The 16,657-nt window shown below is 63.7% G+C and carries 16 protein-coding genes; 4 read left to right on the forward strand and 12 right to left on the reverse strand.

Features of this window, described 5'->3' with window-relative positions; all coding sequences use genetic code 11:
- Positions 1–75: 75 nt before the first annotated feature.
- Positions 76–264 (forward strand): DUF2795 domain-containing protein, encoded by a 189-nt coding sequence (locus OHB23_RS01650; protein ID WP_056443925.1) that lies wholly within the window; start codon positions 76–78, stop codon positions 262–264.
- Between the two features lies 1 nt (position 265).
- Here OHB23_RS01650 and OHB23_RS01655 read toward each other — a convergent pair whose 3' ends face one another.
- The 5 genes from OHB23_RS01655 to OHB23_RS01675 all read right to left on the reverse strand — a co-directional run bounded on the left by OHB23_RS01655 (position 266) and on the right by OHB23_RS01675 (position 4,898).
- A complete protein-coding gene (locus tag OHB23_RS01655; protein WP_328810713.1) occupies positions 266–1,030 on the reverse strand; it encodes a GAF domain-containing protein in 765 nt (254 codons plus the stop codon).
- Positions 1,027–1,803 carry a GAF and ANTAR domain-containing protein gene (locus tag OHB23_RS01660; RefSeq protein WP_328811704.1) on the reverse strand — a complete coding sequence of 259 codons (777 nt, stop codon included), beginning with the start codon at positions 1,801–1,803 and terminating at the stop codon, positions 1,027–1,029. The genes OHB23_RS01655 and OHB23_RS01660 overlap by 4 nt, the downstream gene beginning before the upstream one ends.
- Before the next feature lie 88 nt (positions 1,804–1,891).
- Positions 1,892–2,635 (reverse strand): polyprenol monophosphomannose synthase, encoded by a 744-nt coding sequence (locus tag OHB23_RS01665; RefSeq protein WP_204869894.1) that lies wholly within the window; start codon positions 2,633–2,635, stop codon positions 1,892–1,894.
- A gap of 233 nt (positions 2,636–2,868) precedes the next feature.
- On the reverse strand, positions 2,869–4,140 hold the full coding sequence (locus OHB23_RS01670) for an O-antigen ligase family protein (RefSeq protein WP_328810714.1): 1,272 nt from the start codon (positions 4,138–4,140) through the stop codon (positions 2,869–2,871).
- Positions 4,137–4,898, reverse strand: a complete 762-nt coding sequence (locus tag OHB23_RS01675) for a CDP-alcohol phosphatidyltransferase family protein (RefSeq protein ID WP_328810715.1) — start codon at positions 4,896–4,898, stop codon at positions 4,137–4,139. Before OHB23_RS01675 ends, OHB23_RS01670 begins: the two co-directional genes overlap by 4 nt.
- Before the next feature lie 113 nt (positions 4,899–5,011).
- Between OHB23_RS01675 and OHB23_RS01680 the strand changes: the two genes are divergently transcribed.
- Genes OHB23_RS01680 through OHB23_RS01690 form a run of 3 tightly spaced genes read left to right on the forward strand, consistent with a single transcriptional unit; the run spans position 5,012 to position 7,819 of the window.
- Positions 5,012–5,470, forward strand: coding sequence for an adenylyltransferase/cytidyltransferase family protein (locus OHB23_RS01680; protein ID WP_204869891.1), 459 nt, complete (start codon positions 5,012–5,014; stop codon positions 5,468–5,470).
- Positions 5,467–6,582: a glycosyltransferase gene (locus tag OHB23_RS01685; RefSeq protein ID WP_328810716.1), complete on the forward strand. Its 1,116-nt coding sequence runs from the start codon at positions 5,467–5,469 to the stop codon at positions 6,580–6,582. Before OHB23_RS01680 ends, OHB23_RS01685 begins: the two co-directional genes overlap by 4 nt.
- The gene (locus OHB23_RS01690) at positions 6,572–7,819 is read left to right on the forward strand and encodes a hypothetical protein (protein WP_328810717.1); all 1,248 of its coding nucleotides are present in this window, start codon (positions 6,572–6,574) and stop codon (positions 7,817–7,819) included. Before OHB23_RS01685 ends, OHB23_RS01690 begins: the two co-directional genes overlap by 11 nt.
- Here OHB23_RS01690 and OHB23_RS01695 read toward each other — a convergent pair.
- The 7 genes from OHB23_RS01695 to OHB23_RS01725 all read right to left on the reverse strand — a co-directional run bounded on the left by OHB23_RS01695 (position 7,770) and on the right by OHB23_RS01725 (position 16,643).
- Entirely contained in the window at positions 7,770–8,990 is a 1,221-nt protein-coding gene (locus OHB23_RS01695; protein WP_328810718.1) for a glycosyltransferase, read from the reverse strand. The two genes, OHB23_RS01690 and OHB23_RS01695, sit on opposite strands and share 50 nt — an antisense overlap.
- A 216-nt stretch (positions 8,991–9,206) precedes the next feature.
- A complete protein-coding gene (locus tag OHB23_RS01700) occupies positions 9,207–9,383 on the reverse strand; it encodes a hypothetical protein (protein WP_328810719.1) in 177 nt (58 codons plus the stop codon).
- Positions 9,380–9,742: a hypothetical protein gene (locus tag OHB23_RS01705; RefSeq protein ID WP_328810720.1), complete on the reverse strand. Its 363-nt coding sequence runs from the start codon at positions 9,740–9,742 to the stop codon at positions 9,380–9,382. Before OHB23_RS01705 ends, OHB23_RS01700 begins: the two co-directional genes overlap by 4 nt.
- A gap of 500 nt (positions 9,743–10,242) precedes the next feature.
- Positions 10,243–12,354 carry an acyltransferase family protein gene (locus OHB23_RS01710; protein WP_328810721.1) on the reverse strand — a complete coding sequence of 704 codons (2,112 nt, stop codon included), beginning with the start codon at positions 12,352–12,354 and terminating at the stop codon, positions 10,243–10,245.
- Positions 12,355–13,435: 1,081 nt separating this feature from the next.
- Positions 13,436–14,506 (reverse strand): polysaccharide pyruvyl transferase family protein, encoded by a 1,071-nt coding sequence (locus OHB23_RS01715; protein WP_328810722.1) that lies wholly within the window; start codon positions 14,504–14,506, stop codon positions 13,436–13,438.
- Positions 14,503–15,540: a glycosyltransferase family 4 protein gene (locus tag OHB23_RS01720; protein WP_328810723.1), complete on the reverse strand. Its 1,038-nt coding sequence runs from the start codon at positions 15,538–15,540 to the stop codon at positions 14,503–14,505. Before OHB23_RS01720 ends, OHB23_RS01715 begins: the two co-directional genes overlap by 4 nt.
- On the reverse strand, positions 15,537–16,643 hold the full coding sequence (locus OHB23_RS01725) for a glycosyltransferase (RefSeq protein ID WP_328811705.1): 1,107 nt from the start codon (positions 16,641–16,643) through the stop codon (positions 15,537–15,539). Before OHB23_RS01725 ends, OHB23_RS01720 begins: the two co-directional genes overlap by 4 nt.
- Positions 16,644–16,657: the final 14 nt, after the last annotated feature.

Consider the following 16,657-nt stretch of genomic DNA (forward strand, 5'->3'; position numbering starts at 1 on the left):
GTCCGCACGGTTTGCCGTCCCTCTCCTCGGGTAGCTCGCACGCGAGCCATCACCCGACGACGAGAGGACCGTCCCATGGCCGTCAATCCGATCGAACTGCAGAAGCACCTGGCCGGCGCCGACTACCCGGCGTCGCCGAAAGACCTGGCCGATCTCGCGAAGAGCAACGGCGCGGACGACGACGTGGTCGACGCACTGTCGTCCATGCCCGACGACAGCTACGACGGGCCCGACGCCGTCAGCGCCGCCATCACCAAGAAGTAGGTCAGGAGTCGAAGCGCCGGGGCGGCACCGGACTCGTCGGCAGGTAGATCAGCTCCGATGATCCGATGTTCGCCGGCGCGACGTTCTGCGCGGCGATGATCGCGGCGGCGTGCTCGCTGTCCGTGGTGCCGTGCGCCCGCGCCAGGCGGGACAGCCGAGTGCGTGCCGCCGACGTGGAGTCGTCGAAGAATTCGGCCAACACACCGGTCGCACCCGAGATGGTGGCCGCGCCGCTGAGCACTGCCTGCACGGCGGCCGACGCGTCGACGCGTCGTATCTCCGACGCTCCGGTGGTGAGGGCCAACGCCGTCAGGTCGGCGAGCATCTGCCCCAGCTCGTCCGGACGCTGGGTCCCCCACGGCTCGGCGGTGTAGACGGCCAGGGCGCCGAGTCCGACGCCCAGGGCGACGACCGGATACGCCCGCACGGCGCCGACGCCGCTCTCCTCGGCGATTGCGCGGTACTGCTCCCACCGGCTGCTTCCCGCCGCCGAGGCATCGCCGATCATGGCCACGGCCGTTTCCCGGGCACTGGTGCGGACGGGGCCGGACGTGAAGAGCCGCTCGTCGGCGGCCGCACTGCCGACACTGGCGGTGGCCACGGTATGCAGGGCATCGCCGTCCAGCAGGGAGATGACGGCGATGTGTGCGTCGAACCCGGTGAGTGCGGTGCCCGCGATACGCTCGAGGAGGGCGGGCAGGTCGAAGCGAGTGACCAGCGCGGCGGTGATGTCGGCGAGGGCGAGCCGAGTGGGCGTCGTGTTCACCGGGGACCTCCGTTGTCTCGTTCGTCTCTCATGCTGATCCGACGGGCCACGACGTCGGCGGCGACCTCGGTGACGCTGCGCCCTCGCGCGAAGGCGTGCGCGCGCAGACGGTCCATCGCCACATCGGTGGTCACGGCCAGTTGCACCGCGATCATGCCCGCCGCCACGTAGACGTCGGCGCGGCTGTACGGGCCGGCGCCCTCGATGGCGGCGACGTCCTCCGATGCCAGAGCATCCTCCGGGGTGGCCGCCGCGTCGTCGGTGTCGTCCGGGTTCACGTAGTGCCCGAGCACCGTACGCGCGATCGCGACAGCGCACATGCGGGCCGCGTCGTGCTCGACGTCGGTCAGGTCCACGGGCGTCGAGCGGTAGAGCTCCAGGACGCCGAACGACGACGCGCCACCCAGCAGCGGGTAGGCGTACATCCCGCGAGCGCCCAGCGTGGCCGCGCCCTGTCCGAAGATGGGCCAGCGGGCCGCGGAATCGGGCGAGCGGATGTCGCCCACCCGCACCGGCTCTGCGGAGTGATGCGCGTCGATGCACGGGCCTTCGCCGACGGTGAACTGCAGTTCGTCGAGCTGCTGTGAGAGGGCGTCGGTGGCGAAGACGAGTTCGCGCACGTCGTGTGAGGTGCCGAGAAGCGCGACCGCGGCCCCGTCGACACCCGTCAGCCGCACCGACGTCTCGGTGACGTGGCGGATACCGGTGAACGAGGATGCACCGTCACGTGAGGACCCACGACGATCGTCGTCACGGGTGGGGTCGTCGGGCATGGAATCCACGAGCGAACCTCCTCCGGACGCCCGGTGCGCCTCGCACCCAGTGTCCCACGCTCTGTGTCCCGGACGCGGAATGCGCCTCCTACTTTCCGATGCCGCTGCGGAGCAGCTTCCACGGGACGGCGGCGGACTCGAGCTGCACCGCGAGGCTCATCTTGGAGGTGCCGTCGACGCGCTCCTCGAAGCGGATGGGCACCTCGGCGATGCGCAGCCCGTGCTTGATGACGCGGTAGTTCATCTCCACCTGGAAGGCGTAGCCGTTGCTGCCGACGGACGCGACGTCGATGGTGCGCAGCGTCGACGCGCGCCAGGCCTTGAAGCCGGCCGTCGCATCCTTGACCTTCAACCGCAGGATCGCGTTGACGTACAGGTTGGCCCACTTCGACAGCGCCTTGCGGTGCCACGGCCAGTCCTCGGCGACGGCGCCGCCCGGCACGTAGCGCGATCCGAGCACCACGGCGGCGTCCGACTCCTCCAGGCGCTGCACCATGCGTGGAATGGCCTCGCACGGGTGGGAGAGATCGGCGTCCATCTGCACGACGATGTCCGCCCCCTCCTCCAGCGCGCGCAGGATGCCGGCGACGTACGCGCGGCCCAGCCCGTCCTTGGTGGTGCGATGCAGAACACTCACCGGGATGGCGGCGGAGGTGGTGAGCCCGTCCGCCACGTCGCCCGTCCCGTCCGGCGATCCGTCGTCGACCACGAGGACGCCGAGGTTCTTCATTTGCAGGTCGGTGAGCATTCCGACCAGCTTGGGAAGGTTCTCGCGCTCGTTGTACGTGGGTACGACGACGGTGATGCGGGGGTCAGCGGAGGCTTCGGACACTGTGGAATGGTGATGGATCGGCCGGTAGATCGCAAGAACCGGACACGTCCGGCGACGCTGTCGCACACACGCGGACCCGGTTGACCTGGTCAGTCACGCGTGTAACGGCACGACGCGCACGTGCAGGTGTACGCATGGTCACGTCGGGCCAGATGTGCGGATCGTGACCGCACCCAGCTGAGAAGACGACCCAGTAATCGCACGACTGAACATTCTGCACCCCCCGGGCCGGGTCATCGAGTCGGAGTCGATCGACCGTTCTCGACGGGGTCGTCGACGTTCCGCTGCATTTGATGGGCGCCCGCCGCCGCGACCACGACGAAGAAGGTCAGGAACCCGGAACTGGCATCCATCATTCCGCTCTCGAGGATGCTGCGACCGACGGAGAAGACGAGGAGGACCACGAGCAGCACCGACACTGGACGCACGGTGGCCACCGCGGCGGATGCGCCGAACACGATCAACCCCACCAGGAGAAGCAGTCCGATATACCCCGCCTGCACGAGCGTGGACACCCACGTGCTGTCGAGAGTCTGACTCGACCAGTACTGACCGCTCACCGGAATGATCTTGCGGGACATCCCGGCACCCAGAAGATGCTGCAAGGGCTCTCGTGCAAGATCGACGGCCGCACTCCACGCGATGGTGCGGGAGTTCAATGTCGCAGTGTTTCCCGTACCGCCTCGATCAAGGAATCCGGCTACCGCATCGGTGTAGAAGACGACGTAGAAGAGCAACGGAAGGCTGGCGAACGCCGCCACCATGACGGTCGCGCGAACGTGCCGAGCGCGGACGAGGGCGAGCACCGACGACGCCACCAACAACGCGATGCCGGTACGCGACGCGGTCGCGAAGACGATGCCCGCGAGCGTTGCTGTCAGCAGTACGAGGCCGGCGGTGCGCTCGACATAGACAGCCCGCCAGAACAACACGATGAACGGAACGCCGCACAGAATCGCGATTTCGTTGGGCGCGATGGGCGGCACCCCACCGGAGAGCCGCCCCGAGACGAGTGTCGGCAGGCCGGTGAGGGCGGCGAACAGGCCCACGGCCAACATCACGCGGGTGAGAGCGGCGATCACGTCGAACGGGTGGAACGACGTCAACAACGAGTGGACGACCACCGCCGCGAGACCCACTCGGAGCACCAACGCGAGACTGGGGACGAGATCGCCGTACATCGACGCCCCGACCGCGGAAGCGAACAGGTAGAGCCCCAGGAGAAGGAACGGTGCGGCCGGAACTCGCCGGTGAGTGACACGCGCGGTCGGCAGCGCTATCGCGGCAGCGATCACGGTGATCGCTGCCTTCAAGAGCACCACGGTGTCGAGGCCGCCCGAGAAATAGACCCCGCGGCGCCATGGAATGGATGCGATCACCAGGAGGAGGAGCGGAATCCACAGCTTGCGTGGGAGGTGGGTCGTCAGGGCGGGGAAGCGACTTCCCGGAGTGGTCGGGGCAGCCCAGTCCTCGATGCCCGCCCCGGAGACTGAACCGAGGGTCATCCCGAGATACCGGAACGTTCCGAATCCACCACCGTCAGCTCACGCCACCACTTCACCAGCGCTAGCGCCAGTGCGGCCGCTGCGGCGACGAAGAAGAAGCTGTAGACGACTGCGAACACCGAGGGGAAGCCCAGCAGGAGAAACGCGACGCACAGTGCGCCGTAGTCGGTCGGGAGCATCAAGTACATGCGGAGGGGATGCTCCCGGTCGCCGTCGACCGGAGCCGACGGCGCCGACGGATTCTTGGCTCGGAGCGACCACATCAGAATCCAGCCGAAGAATGTCGTGGACGCGACGATGGTGTAGCCGAGCGGAATCAGCAGTGCCGCACTGCTGTCGAAGGGCGACCAGCGAAACCACGCGACGAGAACGGCCGAGTGGAGAGTCAGTGTCTTGATGCAGTCGACCGTGTGATCCAACCATTCGCCGCGGACCGACCCTCGGCCGGCGAGTCGGGCCAGCTGGCCGTCCACGGAGTCCATGACGTAGCCGGCCATCAGGGCAAGCCCCACGACGATGCCGACCCACCATCTCGGCTGCACCAGCGCGATCATCGCGATGCCCACCCCTGAACACAGAGCACTGAGACCCGTTGCCTGGTCAGGTGTCATGCCGACGGTGCTGGCGTACGCCGCCACGCGTCGGCCCACCGGCCGGTTGACGAGCCGCGAGTAGGCGGCGGTTCCGCGGGCGGGTTTCTGAGCGGCCCGCAGACGGTCCAGCGCAGACCGGTACGGAGAAGGGCCGGCGTCGTGCATGAGATGTTCCGTTCTGAGGTCGATACAGACTGTTCGGTAGATGATAACCTTTGTTTCACCTGTTCTTCGCGTCGAAGCAATCGCCGACTTCGCCCAATGCTGGAGAAACCCTCATGCGCCACGGAATCGTCGGGTACGCCCCGGGGGTCTACGACCTGTTCCACGTCGGACACCTCAACATCCTCAAACACGCCCGCAGCCAGTGCGATCACCTGGTCGCCGGCGTGGTCTCCGACGAGATGTGCGAACTGGCCAAGGGTCAGCGGCCGTTCGTCCCCGCTGCCGAGCGACTCGAGATCGTCTCGCACATCTCCTACGTCGACGAGGTGTTCGAGGAGGTCGTCCCGGACAAGCTCGACACATGGAAGTCCGTACGGTTCGACAGGATCTTCAAGGGCGACGACTGGCGCGGCACTCCGCGCGGTGATCGACTCGAACGCGATTTCGCTACCGTCGGAGTGGAAGTCGTCTACTTCCCCTACACGGTGCACACGTCCAGCACGATGTTGAGGCGCGCACTCAACCTTGTTCTGGATGCGAGCGACTCCATCGAACGCGCGGCGCAGGCATGACCACGGTTCTGCTCGCGCACCCGTCAGCCGAGTTGTACGGCTCGGACCGGATGCTTCTCGAGTCGGCGCGTGCCCTTCTGCGTCGTCATCGGGTGGTCGTGGCGCTGCCGACCACCGGGCCGCTGGTCACCGCTCTGGAGAGTGAAGGGGCCGAGGTGGAGGTCGTACCGGTCCCGGTACTCCGCCGGGACTCATTGCGGCCCAGAGGTTTCGCTCGGTTCATGAGCTCGGGCGCACTCGCCGTCCGACCGATGATCGACGTGCTGCGCCGCTACCGGGTCGACGCGCTGTACGTCAACACCATCGTCCTTCCGTTGTGGACCATGGCCGGCCGCGCCGCCGGTGTTCCGACGCTGTGTCATGTTCACGAGGCCGAGTTCATCCGGAACTCACTCGTGCGCAGCACCTTCTTCGCACCGCTCAGGTGCGCGGACTCGGTGGTGTTCAACTCCCACACGAGCGCCTCCACAGTCACGATGCCGCGGAGCCGCGTCATCTACAACGGTGTGGTCGGACCGAGCAGTTCCACCGCAGTGCGTGAGAGTCTCAGCTCGCCCGTACGCCTCGTTCAGGTGGGAAGGATCTCTGAGCGCAAGGGCACCGATGTCGCGGTCCGTGCGGCACAGTTGCTCACCGATCGTGGTCTTCACGTCCACCTCACAGTGGTCGGCGACTCGTTCGCCGGCAACGAGGCATTCGAACGTCGGGTGCGCTCGAGCGCTGGTGCCAACGTGACGTTCGCAGGCCACCGCACCGATGTGTGGGACAGCCTCGCGTCGGCTGACATCGCCCTGGTCCCGTCGAGGCTAGAACCATTCGGAAACGTTGCAGTGGAGGCGATGTTGAGTGGTCGCCCTGTCATCGCATCCGCCACCGAAGGTCTTCTGGAGATCGTCGATCATGGTCGCACGGGCCTTCTGGTCGAACCGGGGAACAGTCGAGACCTTGCCGACGCTGTCGTCGCGCTCACCTCGGACTGGACGGCCGCGACGGCCATGACGACGTCAGCCCTCAGCGACGCCACCCGACGCTTCTCCCTCGAGCGCTACCACCGGGAGGTCGTCGATGCGGTTGCCGATCTTTTGGACGTGGACTTCGCCGTTGCAGCCTGACACCGCCAAGGCTGCTCGTCGCGTCCGGCTGAGCAGGGTCGCGTCCTCGGCGGGCGGAGCAGTGGTCACGCAGTTCGTGCTGGCCGGTGCAAGTCTCGTACTCCAAGCCGTCGCTGCCCGCTTCCTCGGCGCCGAGGGCTTCAGTCACTTCGTTCTGATCTACGGTGCTCTCGTTCTCGGAATAGCTCTGTACACGAGCTGGTTCGGCGACGCACTGACCGTGTTGGACAGATTCGATCCTCGCATTCGCGCGGCCCTTCTACGGTCTCTGATTCTCGGCGGCGCGATGGTGAGCGGCGCCGTCGCCGTGTTCGGAAACGTCTTTCTCGACGGGCGCGAGACCGCAGCAGCGGCGACCGTCGCTGCCGCCTGGGTGCTCAACGAAAGCGTCAGACGCATCTATTCGGCTCGCACGGCTTTCTGGGCGCTCGCGAGCAACGACGCAGTGGGTGCAGCCGTCACGCTGGCGACACTCACAGCGATCGCGCTCCTCGGAGGCCGCCTGACTCTCACACAACTTTTCTGCGCCATGGCGATCGGGTACATCGGGGCAGCCGTGCTGGGCGCGATGCGCCAACCGCGAGAGGAATTACGGAATCCGGGCATCCGTGATGCAGCTGTCAGGGACGTCGCGGGATTCGCAGCGTGGCGATCGTTGCAGGCAGGTGTTCGTCCGTTCTCACTTCTGGTGTCCCGTGTCCTTGTGGGATCGTTCGGTGGTGCGACAGCACTGGCCGGCGTCGAGGCCGCACGGTTGTTGCTGGCACCCGCGTTGACCGTGGCCAACGGGTCCGGTTCCTATTTCCTCAGCACCTTCGCGTCCAGGAACACGTCGGGCCGACCGCCCCGGTCTCGCGACGCTGTGCGTGGCGCGGCGGTTCTCGGCGGAGCCGTCATCGCGGTCGGCGGCACCGCCGTCGCATTGACCGAGCCGTTGTCCCGCTTACTCACGGGCGGCGAGTTCGATGTCGACGTTCGTGCTGTACTCGGATGGGCGCTGTACACCACCGTCTTCGCCGCAACCCTGCCGATGACGAGTCTTGCCACCGCGCGCCGCCGGTCACGTTTCGTGTTCGGGCTACGCGCACTTGAGATGTCCTGCGGCCTCGGCGTTCTCGCCGCTGTTCTGGCGTTGAACTCTGCAGCCTCCTGGACGGCGCCCTACTGTCTGAGCGCCGGCGGAGTCATCACAGGGCTGTTGCTGTGGGCGCACCTACGGCGGGGCGATCCGCAGTGACACGAGTGCGGACGGTATGGGATCGAGGCGTGGTGCCGGATCCGACGGCTGAAATCCTGGGTCCAGTTATCTCCCGTGGCAGGTGACGTCGGAGCAGAGTGTCGTACTGCTCGCAGATGGAATCCCACGAGTAGTGGTGTCGGGCTCGCTCCTCAGCTCCAGCGCCGAGCCGCTGCTGAACCGTCGGCGCCTCCAGCAGTGCCGTGACAGCTGCAGCGATCTCCGGAGCGGTGGGCGGCACGAACACCGCGTTATCGCCCAGCACCTCGCGATTGAACACGGTGTCTCGAGCGACGGTGGGGGCACCGCATGCCATGGCCTGCACGAGAGCCGGGTTGGTGCCCCCCACACTGTGTCCGTGGAAGTACGCGCCGGCGTGGCGCCACAGCGCGAACAACTGCTGGTCGTCGTGCACATGGCCTAGCCAGCGAACGCGGGTGTTCTCCGCAGCCAGCTTCTCCGCCTTGGCATCCAGTTCACCGCCGTATCCCGAGCTGCCCACCAACACCACATCGTGCTTCTCGGCGATCACCGACGCTGCCTCGAGAAACTCGTCGACGGTGTTCTCCGGAACGAAACGTGAGACCAGTAGCGCATACTTGCCCGAGGTGAGCCCTAAGGGCACATCGAGCACACCGGGAACGGTCCCGCCGTAAGCAATGGTCGTCCCGTCCCGGCCGAATCCGGTTTGCCACCGGTCCGCGATGCCCACCGAGTCGAAGATCAGGGATGTCCCGTGGGTCGCGGTGAGCTTGGCTCCGAGCCGGAAAGCACGCCGAGCGTTCGCCCCCCACTTCTCACGCTCCCACTCGATGCCGTCGACGTTGACGACCGTCGGAATGCGCGCTGCTCTCAGGAACGGCAACCAGAAGCCATTGGCGACATTCATGATCAACGCCACGTCAGGCCGACGACGGACCGTGGACAGCGCCGATGTGGCACCGAAGCTCAACGTGCTCAACGACTGAGTGTCGAGACCGCGAGAGACGATCGACTGGATACGCAGGTCACGGGCCGGGTCATCGTCGACGGTCGCGCCGGGTCGGCTGTACACCGAGACGTCCCAGCCCGTATCTGCCAGGTACGGAGCGAGAGTCCGCACGAGAGTCTCGAACCCGCCGTAGTAGCTGGGGTATCCGCGGGTGCCGAGGATGGCGACATGACGAGCCACAGGGGTCTCCTGATGTGGGGCAGCGAAAGTGCTGACACCACCGCAGGTTTAGAGCAGCGCAGCCATTCCGGGACGAGGGGGTCGGACGACGCCGACAGTTCACTTGCTGTTCTCATTAAAGCATCCCAGAACCGGCCAAACCACCTCGAACCAACCTTTTCGACGGTTTCACCCCCAGTTTGCGTGCCGAGTAGATCGAATGAATGACACCCGACGTCAGGTGCGTTCGCCACCCCGCCCGCCCCCGGTCATCGCGAGCGCCGCCGCGATGACCGTGGAGATGCTCGAGCACCACACCATGGCCGGCGACCCGCCGCAGATCATCAGCCCCAGTGAAGTGCAGAGCAACAGCACCGCGAGGACTGCCATGGTGCCCGGCCCGAATCGAGTCACCGGCGTCCACTCCCTTTGTGTCCTTTCGTGCCGCTCGCGGGTTCTGGCACCGCCCGACCCGAGATCACCCGCTCCTCGCAGGACGTCTCGCCCCCACCGACCTCGCCGACAAAGCCACCGACGGCCGCACCGACCGCAACGCCCAGCGGGCCGCCTGCGGCGCCCAACATCCCGCCAACGCTGGCGCCGCTCAGAGCGCCGGAGAGCATGCCGGAAGAGCACTCGTCCACCGCGAACTCCCACGACTCAGCGAATCCCTGCACCGGATCGGTCACCTCGGTCGCCGCTGCCGACCCCGTGCCGACGGTCGCGCACGAACCGACAGCTACTGCGATGACGAGTGTTCGTGCGAGCTTCATCTGATCCCCCGATTCGTGGCGACGCCGTGTCGCCTCGCTATCGAGAGAAACAGACCCCTAACAGGTAGTCCATGACGCACACGCACGAATACAGGTTCTGTGCACGGGTGCACGTCGACGCGCTCGTTGCGCCGGCCATGACCTTGGGCGTCAGGCGTGTCGGCTCAAAATGCGGGAACTCAGGAATAAATGTGGGTCTCTGAAAGAACATTTACACGGACGGCCGTGTGCCCCAACCGCAGACGCCCGCGCCTTCGTGCACGGCAGATTACATATGCACCGCTTTGGCAGCCGAGCACCGCTCACACCGCGGGCGAGTCCGTGCTATGCCGAGGGGAAGACGTGCACCGAGCTGAGACGGAAGGCGACGCGCGGCTGAGGGTTCTGCCTCGCAGTACGCGAGCAGGTCGGCGTGGACATCAACTCACCGAGCGACTGGACGACGGCGGGCCTCAATCTCGAAGTGACGGTGTTCCTGACGCCGCAAATGGAGCTGTCCCCTATCGCAATACTCCAATGTTGCTGAGGTACTCGCCCATCACGGGCGCGATCCGCTCCGCGTACTCAGGGCTGGTGTGCGCGGAGTCCACCTTCGTCGGCAGGGTTCCCACGAAGGCAGGGCAGTAGCCGGTCGAGGTGCAGTACCAGGGCAGTGCGTCGGCCCGCAGTCCTCCGACCTGTGTGGCGACCTGGTCGTCGACTGCGGCCATCTGCTTGTACTTTGTGGGGACCTGGCCGAGGCAGTCAGCCGGGACACTCTGCGGGGTGTAGCACTCGTTCACGTCTTTGTGCAGCGGGATCGGGGACAGGAACACCACCTTGCCCACGTTCGGGGAGAACTGAGTCACGAACCGCGACAAGCTCTCGGCGCGTTGCTCCTGAGACTGTTGCTCGCTCGTCGACATGAACGCCCTCGGATTGTACGAGTTCGTCACGAACACGATCGACGGCCGAAGCTCGTTGATGGCGGCGATCGCCTTCGCGTTGCGCCCCGGGCATCCTGTCTGGATAGCTTCATTCGGAGCCTTGATGTCCGCGTCGAGGAAACTGCAACCCGAGGTCGCGAACAGTCGCACCGACATCTGCCCGCCACTGTCGTTGGCCATCTTGATCAGCCCCTGGCCGTATGCCTGCGCGGTGGAATCACCGACCAGGACGGTGCTGATCGGCGCGCTCGGGTCGCCGTAGACGCACCCGGTGGTAGTGATGCCGGCAGTGACGATACCGCACTTCCCGACCTCCGGCCGCAGCGTCTCGCGGGCCATCGCCTCGTCCATCGAAGGGCTCAATTCCGGCCACTGCTGAGCGGTGGCCGCATCGTTGATCTCCTGGGTGAGCGCGGCCTGTTCGGGGCCGACGGTCGCACCAGCGCTAGGGCTGTCGATCTCGGACACGGCACTGGCGACGACATTGTCCGGCAGAACCGCTGCGGGCTCTGCCGGGCGGATCGCGTACGACGCGAGACCGACGGTCACGAGTACGGCTGCGCCGACTGACGCGAGCTGGGTGCTGCGGGCCATGGGTTTCCGTTGCGAACTGCTCTTGCTTTTGTTGCTCGACCTTGGCTTGCGCTTCGCCGGCGCGAGTCGCGGCCATGACGACTTCCTGATCGGGTCCTCGAACAGGTGATACGAACCGACGGACAGCCCGAAGGTCAGTGCCAGTGCCGCGACGTAGTAGTAGCCGCCGACTTCCATCTGAGATCCGAGAAGGATGATGATTGGCCAGTGCCACAGGTACACCGAGTACGAGATGTCACCGACGTAGACGCTGACCTTGTTCGTGATGGGCTGTAGGTACTTGGTCTCGCCTCCGACACCTGCTGCGATGACGACCGCTGTGCCGAGGACGGGGATCGCGGCTGCGGGCGCCGGAAATCCTGCGTTCTCAGTGATGAGCAGCGCCCCGCCCGCGATGGCCAGAAGTCCTGTCCAGGCGATGAAGGGGCGCGCGGTTGCCGGGATCTTGGCGAATGCTCCTGCGCAGATCGCGACCAGTGCGCCGAGTCCGAGTTCCCAGACGCGGGTGAACGTCGAGAAGTACGCCCAGGTCGGGTTGTTCGCGGATTCCGTCAGCGCCCAGGCAAACGACGCGACGACGATCGTTCCCATGACCGCAGCGGTGAGGTTGCGCCTGACGGCCGAGGACCAGGAGCGTCGGGCGACGACGAGGCCGATGATCAGGATGAGGGCCGGCCAGACAAAGTAGAACTGCTCTTCAATGGACAGCGACCAGTAGTGCTGTAGCGGCGACGGCGGCGTGTCCGATGCGAAGTAGTCGGTCCCCACGGACCCGAAGCGCCAGTTGGCGGCGAAGAGGAGCGCCCACACCGCGTCGGTGCGGATTCCGCTCGCTCGAGTGACAGAGAACGCTGCATAGGACGCCAGGCACGTCAGCACCAGTACGAGCGTCGCGACGGGGACGATGCGGCGCACGCGGCGTTCGTAGAACTTCACGAACGAGATGCGGCCTGTCCGGTCGAACTCGCGCAGTAATAGCCCGGTGATGAGGAAACCGGAGATGACGAAGAAGACGTCCACGCCGACGAACCCGCCACGAGGCCACCCGTAAAGATGATCGAGGACCACGAGCATCACCGCGACGGTGCGCAAGCCTTGAATGTCCAGCCGGGCTGAGCTTTTCGCCTTCTTCGTGCGACGTCGACGCGTGGCAACGGGGGGTGGGACGTCGAGGGCAGTCATCTGGATCTCCCGGGCGCAGCGTCAGCCGACTCCACTGCCGACTGGGATGCCGATGATGGTAACCGGACCAATCAGTTTGCGCTCAGTTGGAGACAATTCACAGGCGCTGGAGAAGACTGGCTCCGGTCCTATCTCTGTGTCTGGCGCGGCGCGTGACGATACGCCCCACGGCAGACGGCCAACGAGCATCTGCTGGACCCCAGAACACCCGGGCCAGAAAACGAAAAGGCACAACTGGTCTAGGTCTTCACGGCGTTGCCAATCGGTAACCTTGGATCGAGTCAAACATGGGAGCATTGAAGGCACTGGTCTACGTCATTCGGAAGGCCTTGACGGCCCCCGGTGGACTGTAGATCGCGCTGATGACGAAGTTCAGCCGGTCCCAATTGGACAGGCGGCGCTTCGGAGCTTGGTCAATTTGAATCTCAACGTTGTGGACTTGACAGGGCAAACCAGGACGTCTTTCACAAGCTCGCGCACGCGTACAAGATCCCGGCAGTCATAAATGCCGCATCGAGTGCGGAAAGCGCCGCTTGACATCTGCAGCCTATGCTCGCCAGGCCTGAGGTTTCAGTCGGAGAAATGGCTGCCGAGGTCGGGCTCACGGTCCCACGGCTTCTCATCTGGATGGTCGGCAAATCGGCCCGTCTGCCCGATCTCGCGCTGCCACCTCCCGCACCGGGCACAACAGCGGTATGCCACCTCGATCTCGAGCACCTGGCCGGAGAGCGTCCAGACGCCGGGCCGACTCTCGGAGATCGACCAGTCGTGGCGCCCGAGACGGCAGAGTAAAGCGTGCATGGTGTGTATTTGTACCCGAGAAACCTGCGGCCCACCTGTGGAACCGCCCAATCCCATCAGACTGACCAACTCGCGCGTAAGACGAGGCTCCAACCTGCCCGCGTAACCACGTCGGTCTTACCGGCGCATCTACCAACCGCGGTAGATCGGGGAACTCCAAGAGGCCCGCTGATGTGCCGACGATCGGCTGTCAGACAGGTGTCGTGAAGGTCCTGAGCCGATCAATGAGCGTTTCGTAACTCACTGACGCTTCCCGTAGCGTTCGCTCCACCGCATCGTCGTACAGGGCTCGAGCCTCAGGAGACTGCTGAAGAAGGCGAATCTGCTCAAGAACCTGCGCAGGCTCGAACATGTTCACGTTGTGCACATATTCGTCGAGGCCCAAATCCTTGAAGGCCCCGAAACCTTTACGCTCGTACGCTAGGTGGATAACGAAGTGGCCTGCCCGCAACGCCATCAGTGCAGCATGTAGGCGAACGGCCACCACGACCCGACGGCCAGCGTTACGCCCGGAGCCCATCAACTCCTGCCTTGTCAGTATCAACCGTGGTTTAAGTGCAACCATTGCATCACGGTCTCGGTTGCCCCCAGTGTCACTCTGGACGTAGCCGTCGAAAGTGTTCAATGAATGTGCCAGCACCCGAACCAGGTCCGGAACCGATCCGCCCACCGGCCGGACGGAGAGAACCGGCACATCAACAGGTGCCTCTCCAATTTTTCGTGACATTTGAGACGAGCCTGTAAGTATGGCTAGATCAGACGTCCTAATTACATTACCTAGACGAAGTTCCTGCACTGATCTATCGTCCCGAAGATAGACAACGCCAGCATGACGAAGAAGAGTGCGAATCACGTGCACAGAACCCCACCGAAATGGACCAATACTCTGCGGGAGGTATGCAACGGGCGTTGATGTGAGCGCCGCGGCTATCAATTGTGGACCATGAACCAACACCGTTTTGACACCCTCGACCACCCCACCAACACGCAGGTAGCCACCACCAACTGCCACCACCGCATCGAATTCGTTCACGCCCACCAAGACGCGAAGGTAGGAGCGATTGAACCCCGCCTTCCCAGGCCTGGAATTAACAATCGTTACTCCGGGCAAATCAAAGGTCTCCGGATAGGATGCGCAGATCGTGATCAAAGCGTCAGATCCAAAAACCCGCCTGACAATTTTCAGAGACTCGGCCACCAACAAACCATCGCCCAGGTTATCAGCACTGTATGCGTGGAGGATCACAATGTTTAATCTCATTCGCCCAAAACTCCCCGATAAACTTCGATATGGGATGCGACGCTGGATTTCCAGGTGAATTGATCAGCCCACGCCGGGCCCGCAGTTTCGCACGAAAGTAGCCAGGAATCGTCGTTCATGGCCGACACAATCGAGGTTGCAATCCCCTCACTCGTGAGTTCCTCGACGATATACGACGGCCCTGCGACTTCGGCTAGCGACCCTCGATCTGAGGTTATTACCGGCCTACCCGACGAAAGCGCCTCCAGCACCGGAAATCCAAACCCCTCATAGAGACTAGGAAACACGAAGGCGCGACACCGCCTCATCAAAGCATTCCTATCGGAATCAGATACATAGCCCAAGTACACGACGTCACGGGACCGTTCGATTGCCGACATTGCGGCACCAAAATTCCATGCCGGCTTACCTGCGACCACAAGATCTAGGCCCAACTCTCTAACACTTGGCATTCCCATAGCGGCTACCAAAGCTTCGAGATTCTTACGGGGTTCTATGTTGCCAACGTATAGAATAAATTCTCGACGCAACTGTCGCTCTACTACATCCGACAACACATCGGCGCACGGAGAGGAGGATTTCATGTGCTCAATCCCGTGAGGAATGACAGCGATATTTTCGATCGGAATATCGAATACATCAGATATGTCTTGAGCGGAGGACGAGCTCGGCGTGATCACGGCCGAACATGTCGTCAGAGCACGCCGGACTCTAGACCTCCACACGAACTCCTGAGCCGGGTTTCGAACTCCGTCAATCCAACGACTCGCGATCCCGTGAACGGTCACTACCGCCGGCGAACCTCCCCCCACCAACGGCCCGGTATCCGCAAGATAGTGAATCAAGTCACCCGTTACACGGCCACGATAACGCGCCATGTTCTCACGCAGCATAGTCGAAAGTGGATTTCGTCCGAACCCAATCTCTACCGTCTCAAATCCAGCCTGTTGCACGCCCGCCATCACCGCACGGCCGTAGGTGCTATTGCCACCCACATTACGGCTAACTATCCGTCCTGGGTACACCAGCCTCATCGGTCACGACTATCGGCACCCCAGGCAACGGTCATACTTGCGCTACTAACGTCGTTGTATGATTGACAGGATCGAACATCGAACGCATCTCCCATGTACAAATCACGAAGCGCTTCTCGTTGGACTTCTTCTGAGTGGACACGCATCGACATATCGCAAATACTCCGCACTCTAACGCTTTCTGCATCGTCAACGAAGAACCTCTCGATTGCGTCCGCCATATCCTCAGCATCAGCTCCACCCGTCGGAAACCCTAGCCCTCCAAGAGTCGGCACATCTCGCGCAATGACCGGAATGCCGTTTGCCACCGCTTCGAGGAGTGTAAGCGGCGCACCCTCCCATGCCGCGCCATGGACGTAAAGGGCCGCGCCCTGCAGCAAGCTGATGACTTCGGCGTTGGGCAACCAGCCAGTCACTTGAATGCCCGCCGACCGGAGGACTTCCTTGGATTCGACGTCGCCATCACCAACCCACACCCACCGCCACCCCTGGCTCAAATGACGAGCAACCTCCGCAACGAACTGGGGATCCTTCTGCGCAGTTATTCGTCCGATTGTAATAATGTCCATACCGCCAGCTTGGGCGGCAGAATCTAGTTGTGGGACAGATGAAGTCGGAGAAGCTACATTCGGCAGGTAACGCACCTGAGCGCGACGGGGCGCCAGCCGCTTTGCCAATTTGTACTCGAACGGGCTGATGGCCGCGATAACATCCACTTTCCGCGCGAGCAATATTTCGATTATCAGATACGCTAGCCGACTCATTCTTCGGACATCAAGCCTCAAGAATGCGAACGCATGCGGGGTATGCACCACTGTGACACCACGCGGAGCAAAAAGTCGGAAGATTCCCGCGTAACTTGAGTGTAAGTGCACGACTGTCGGTTGAAGAGCCGCAATCTCGACGCTTACCGATTTGAAGAACTCGCGCAATCCGCCAGTTACCAAACGGACGGGGCAACCTAAATCCGTATTCGTCTCATGACCAGACCGCCCGCGGGCGATGATCGAGTGTCGTATTCCAGCCGGCGAGTTGCGGATGTAAGAAGCAATCGCTGTTTGGATACCACCACCGTAAGCTTCTGTCACATGGAGTATGCGCATCTCGGTCACATCAG

The organism is Rhodococcus sp. NBC_00294 (assembly GCF_036163995.1).
In the GTDB taxonomy this organism is placed as follows: domain Bacteria; phylum Actinomycetota; class Actinomycetes; order Mycobacteriales; family Mycobacteriaceae; genus Rhodococcoides.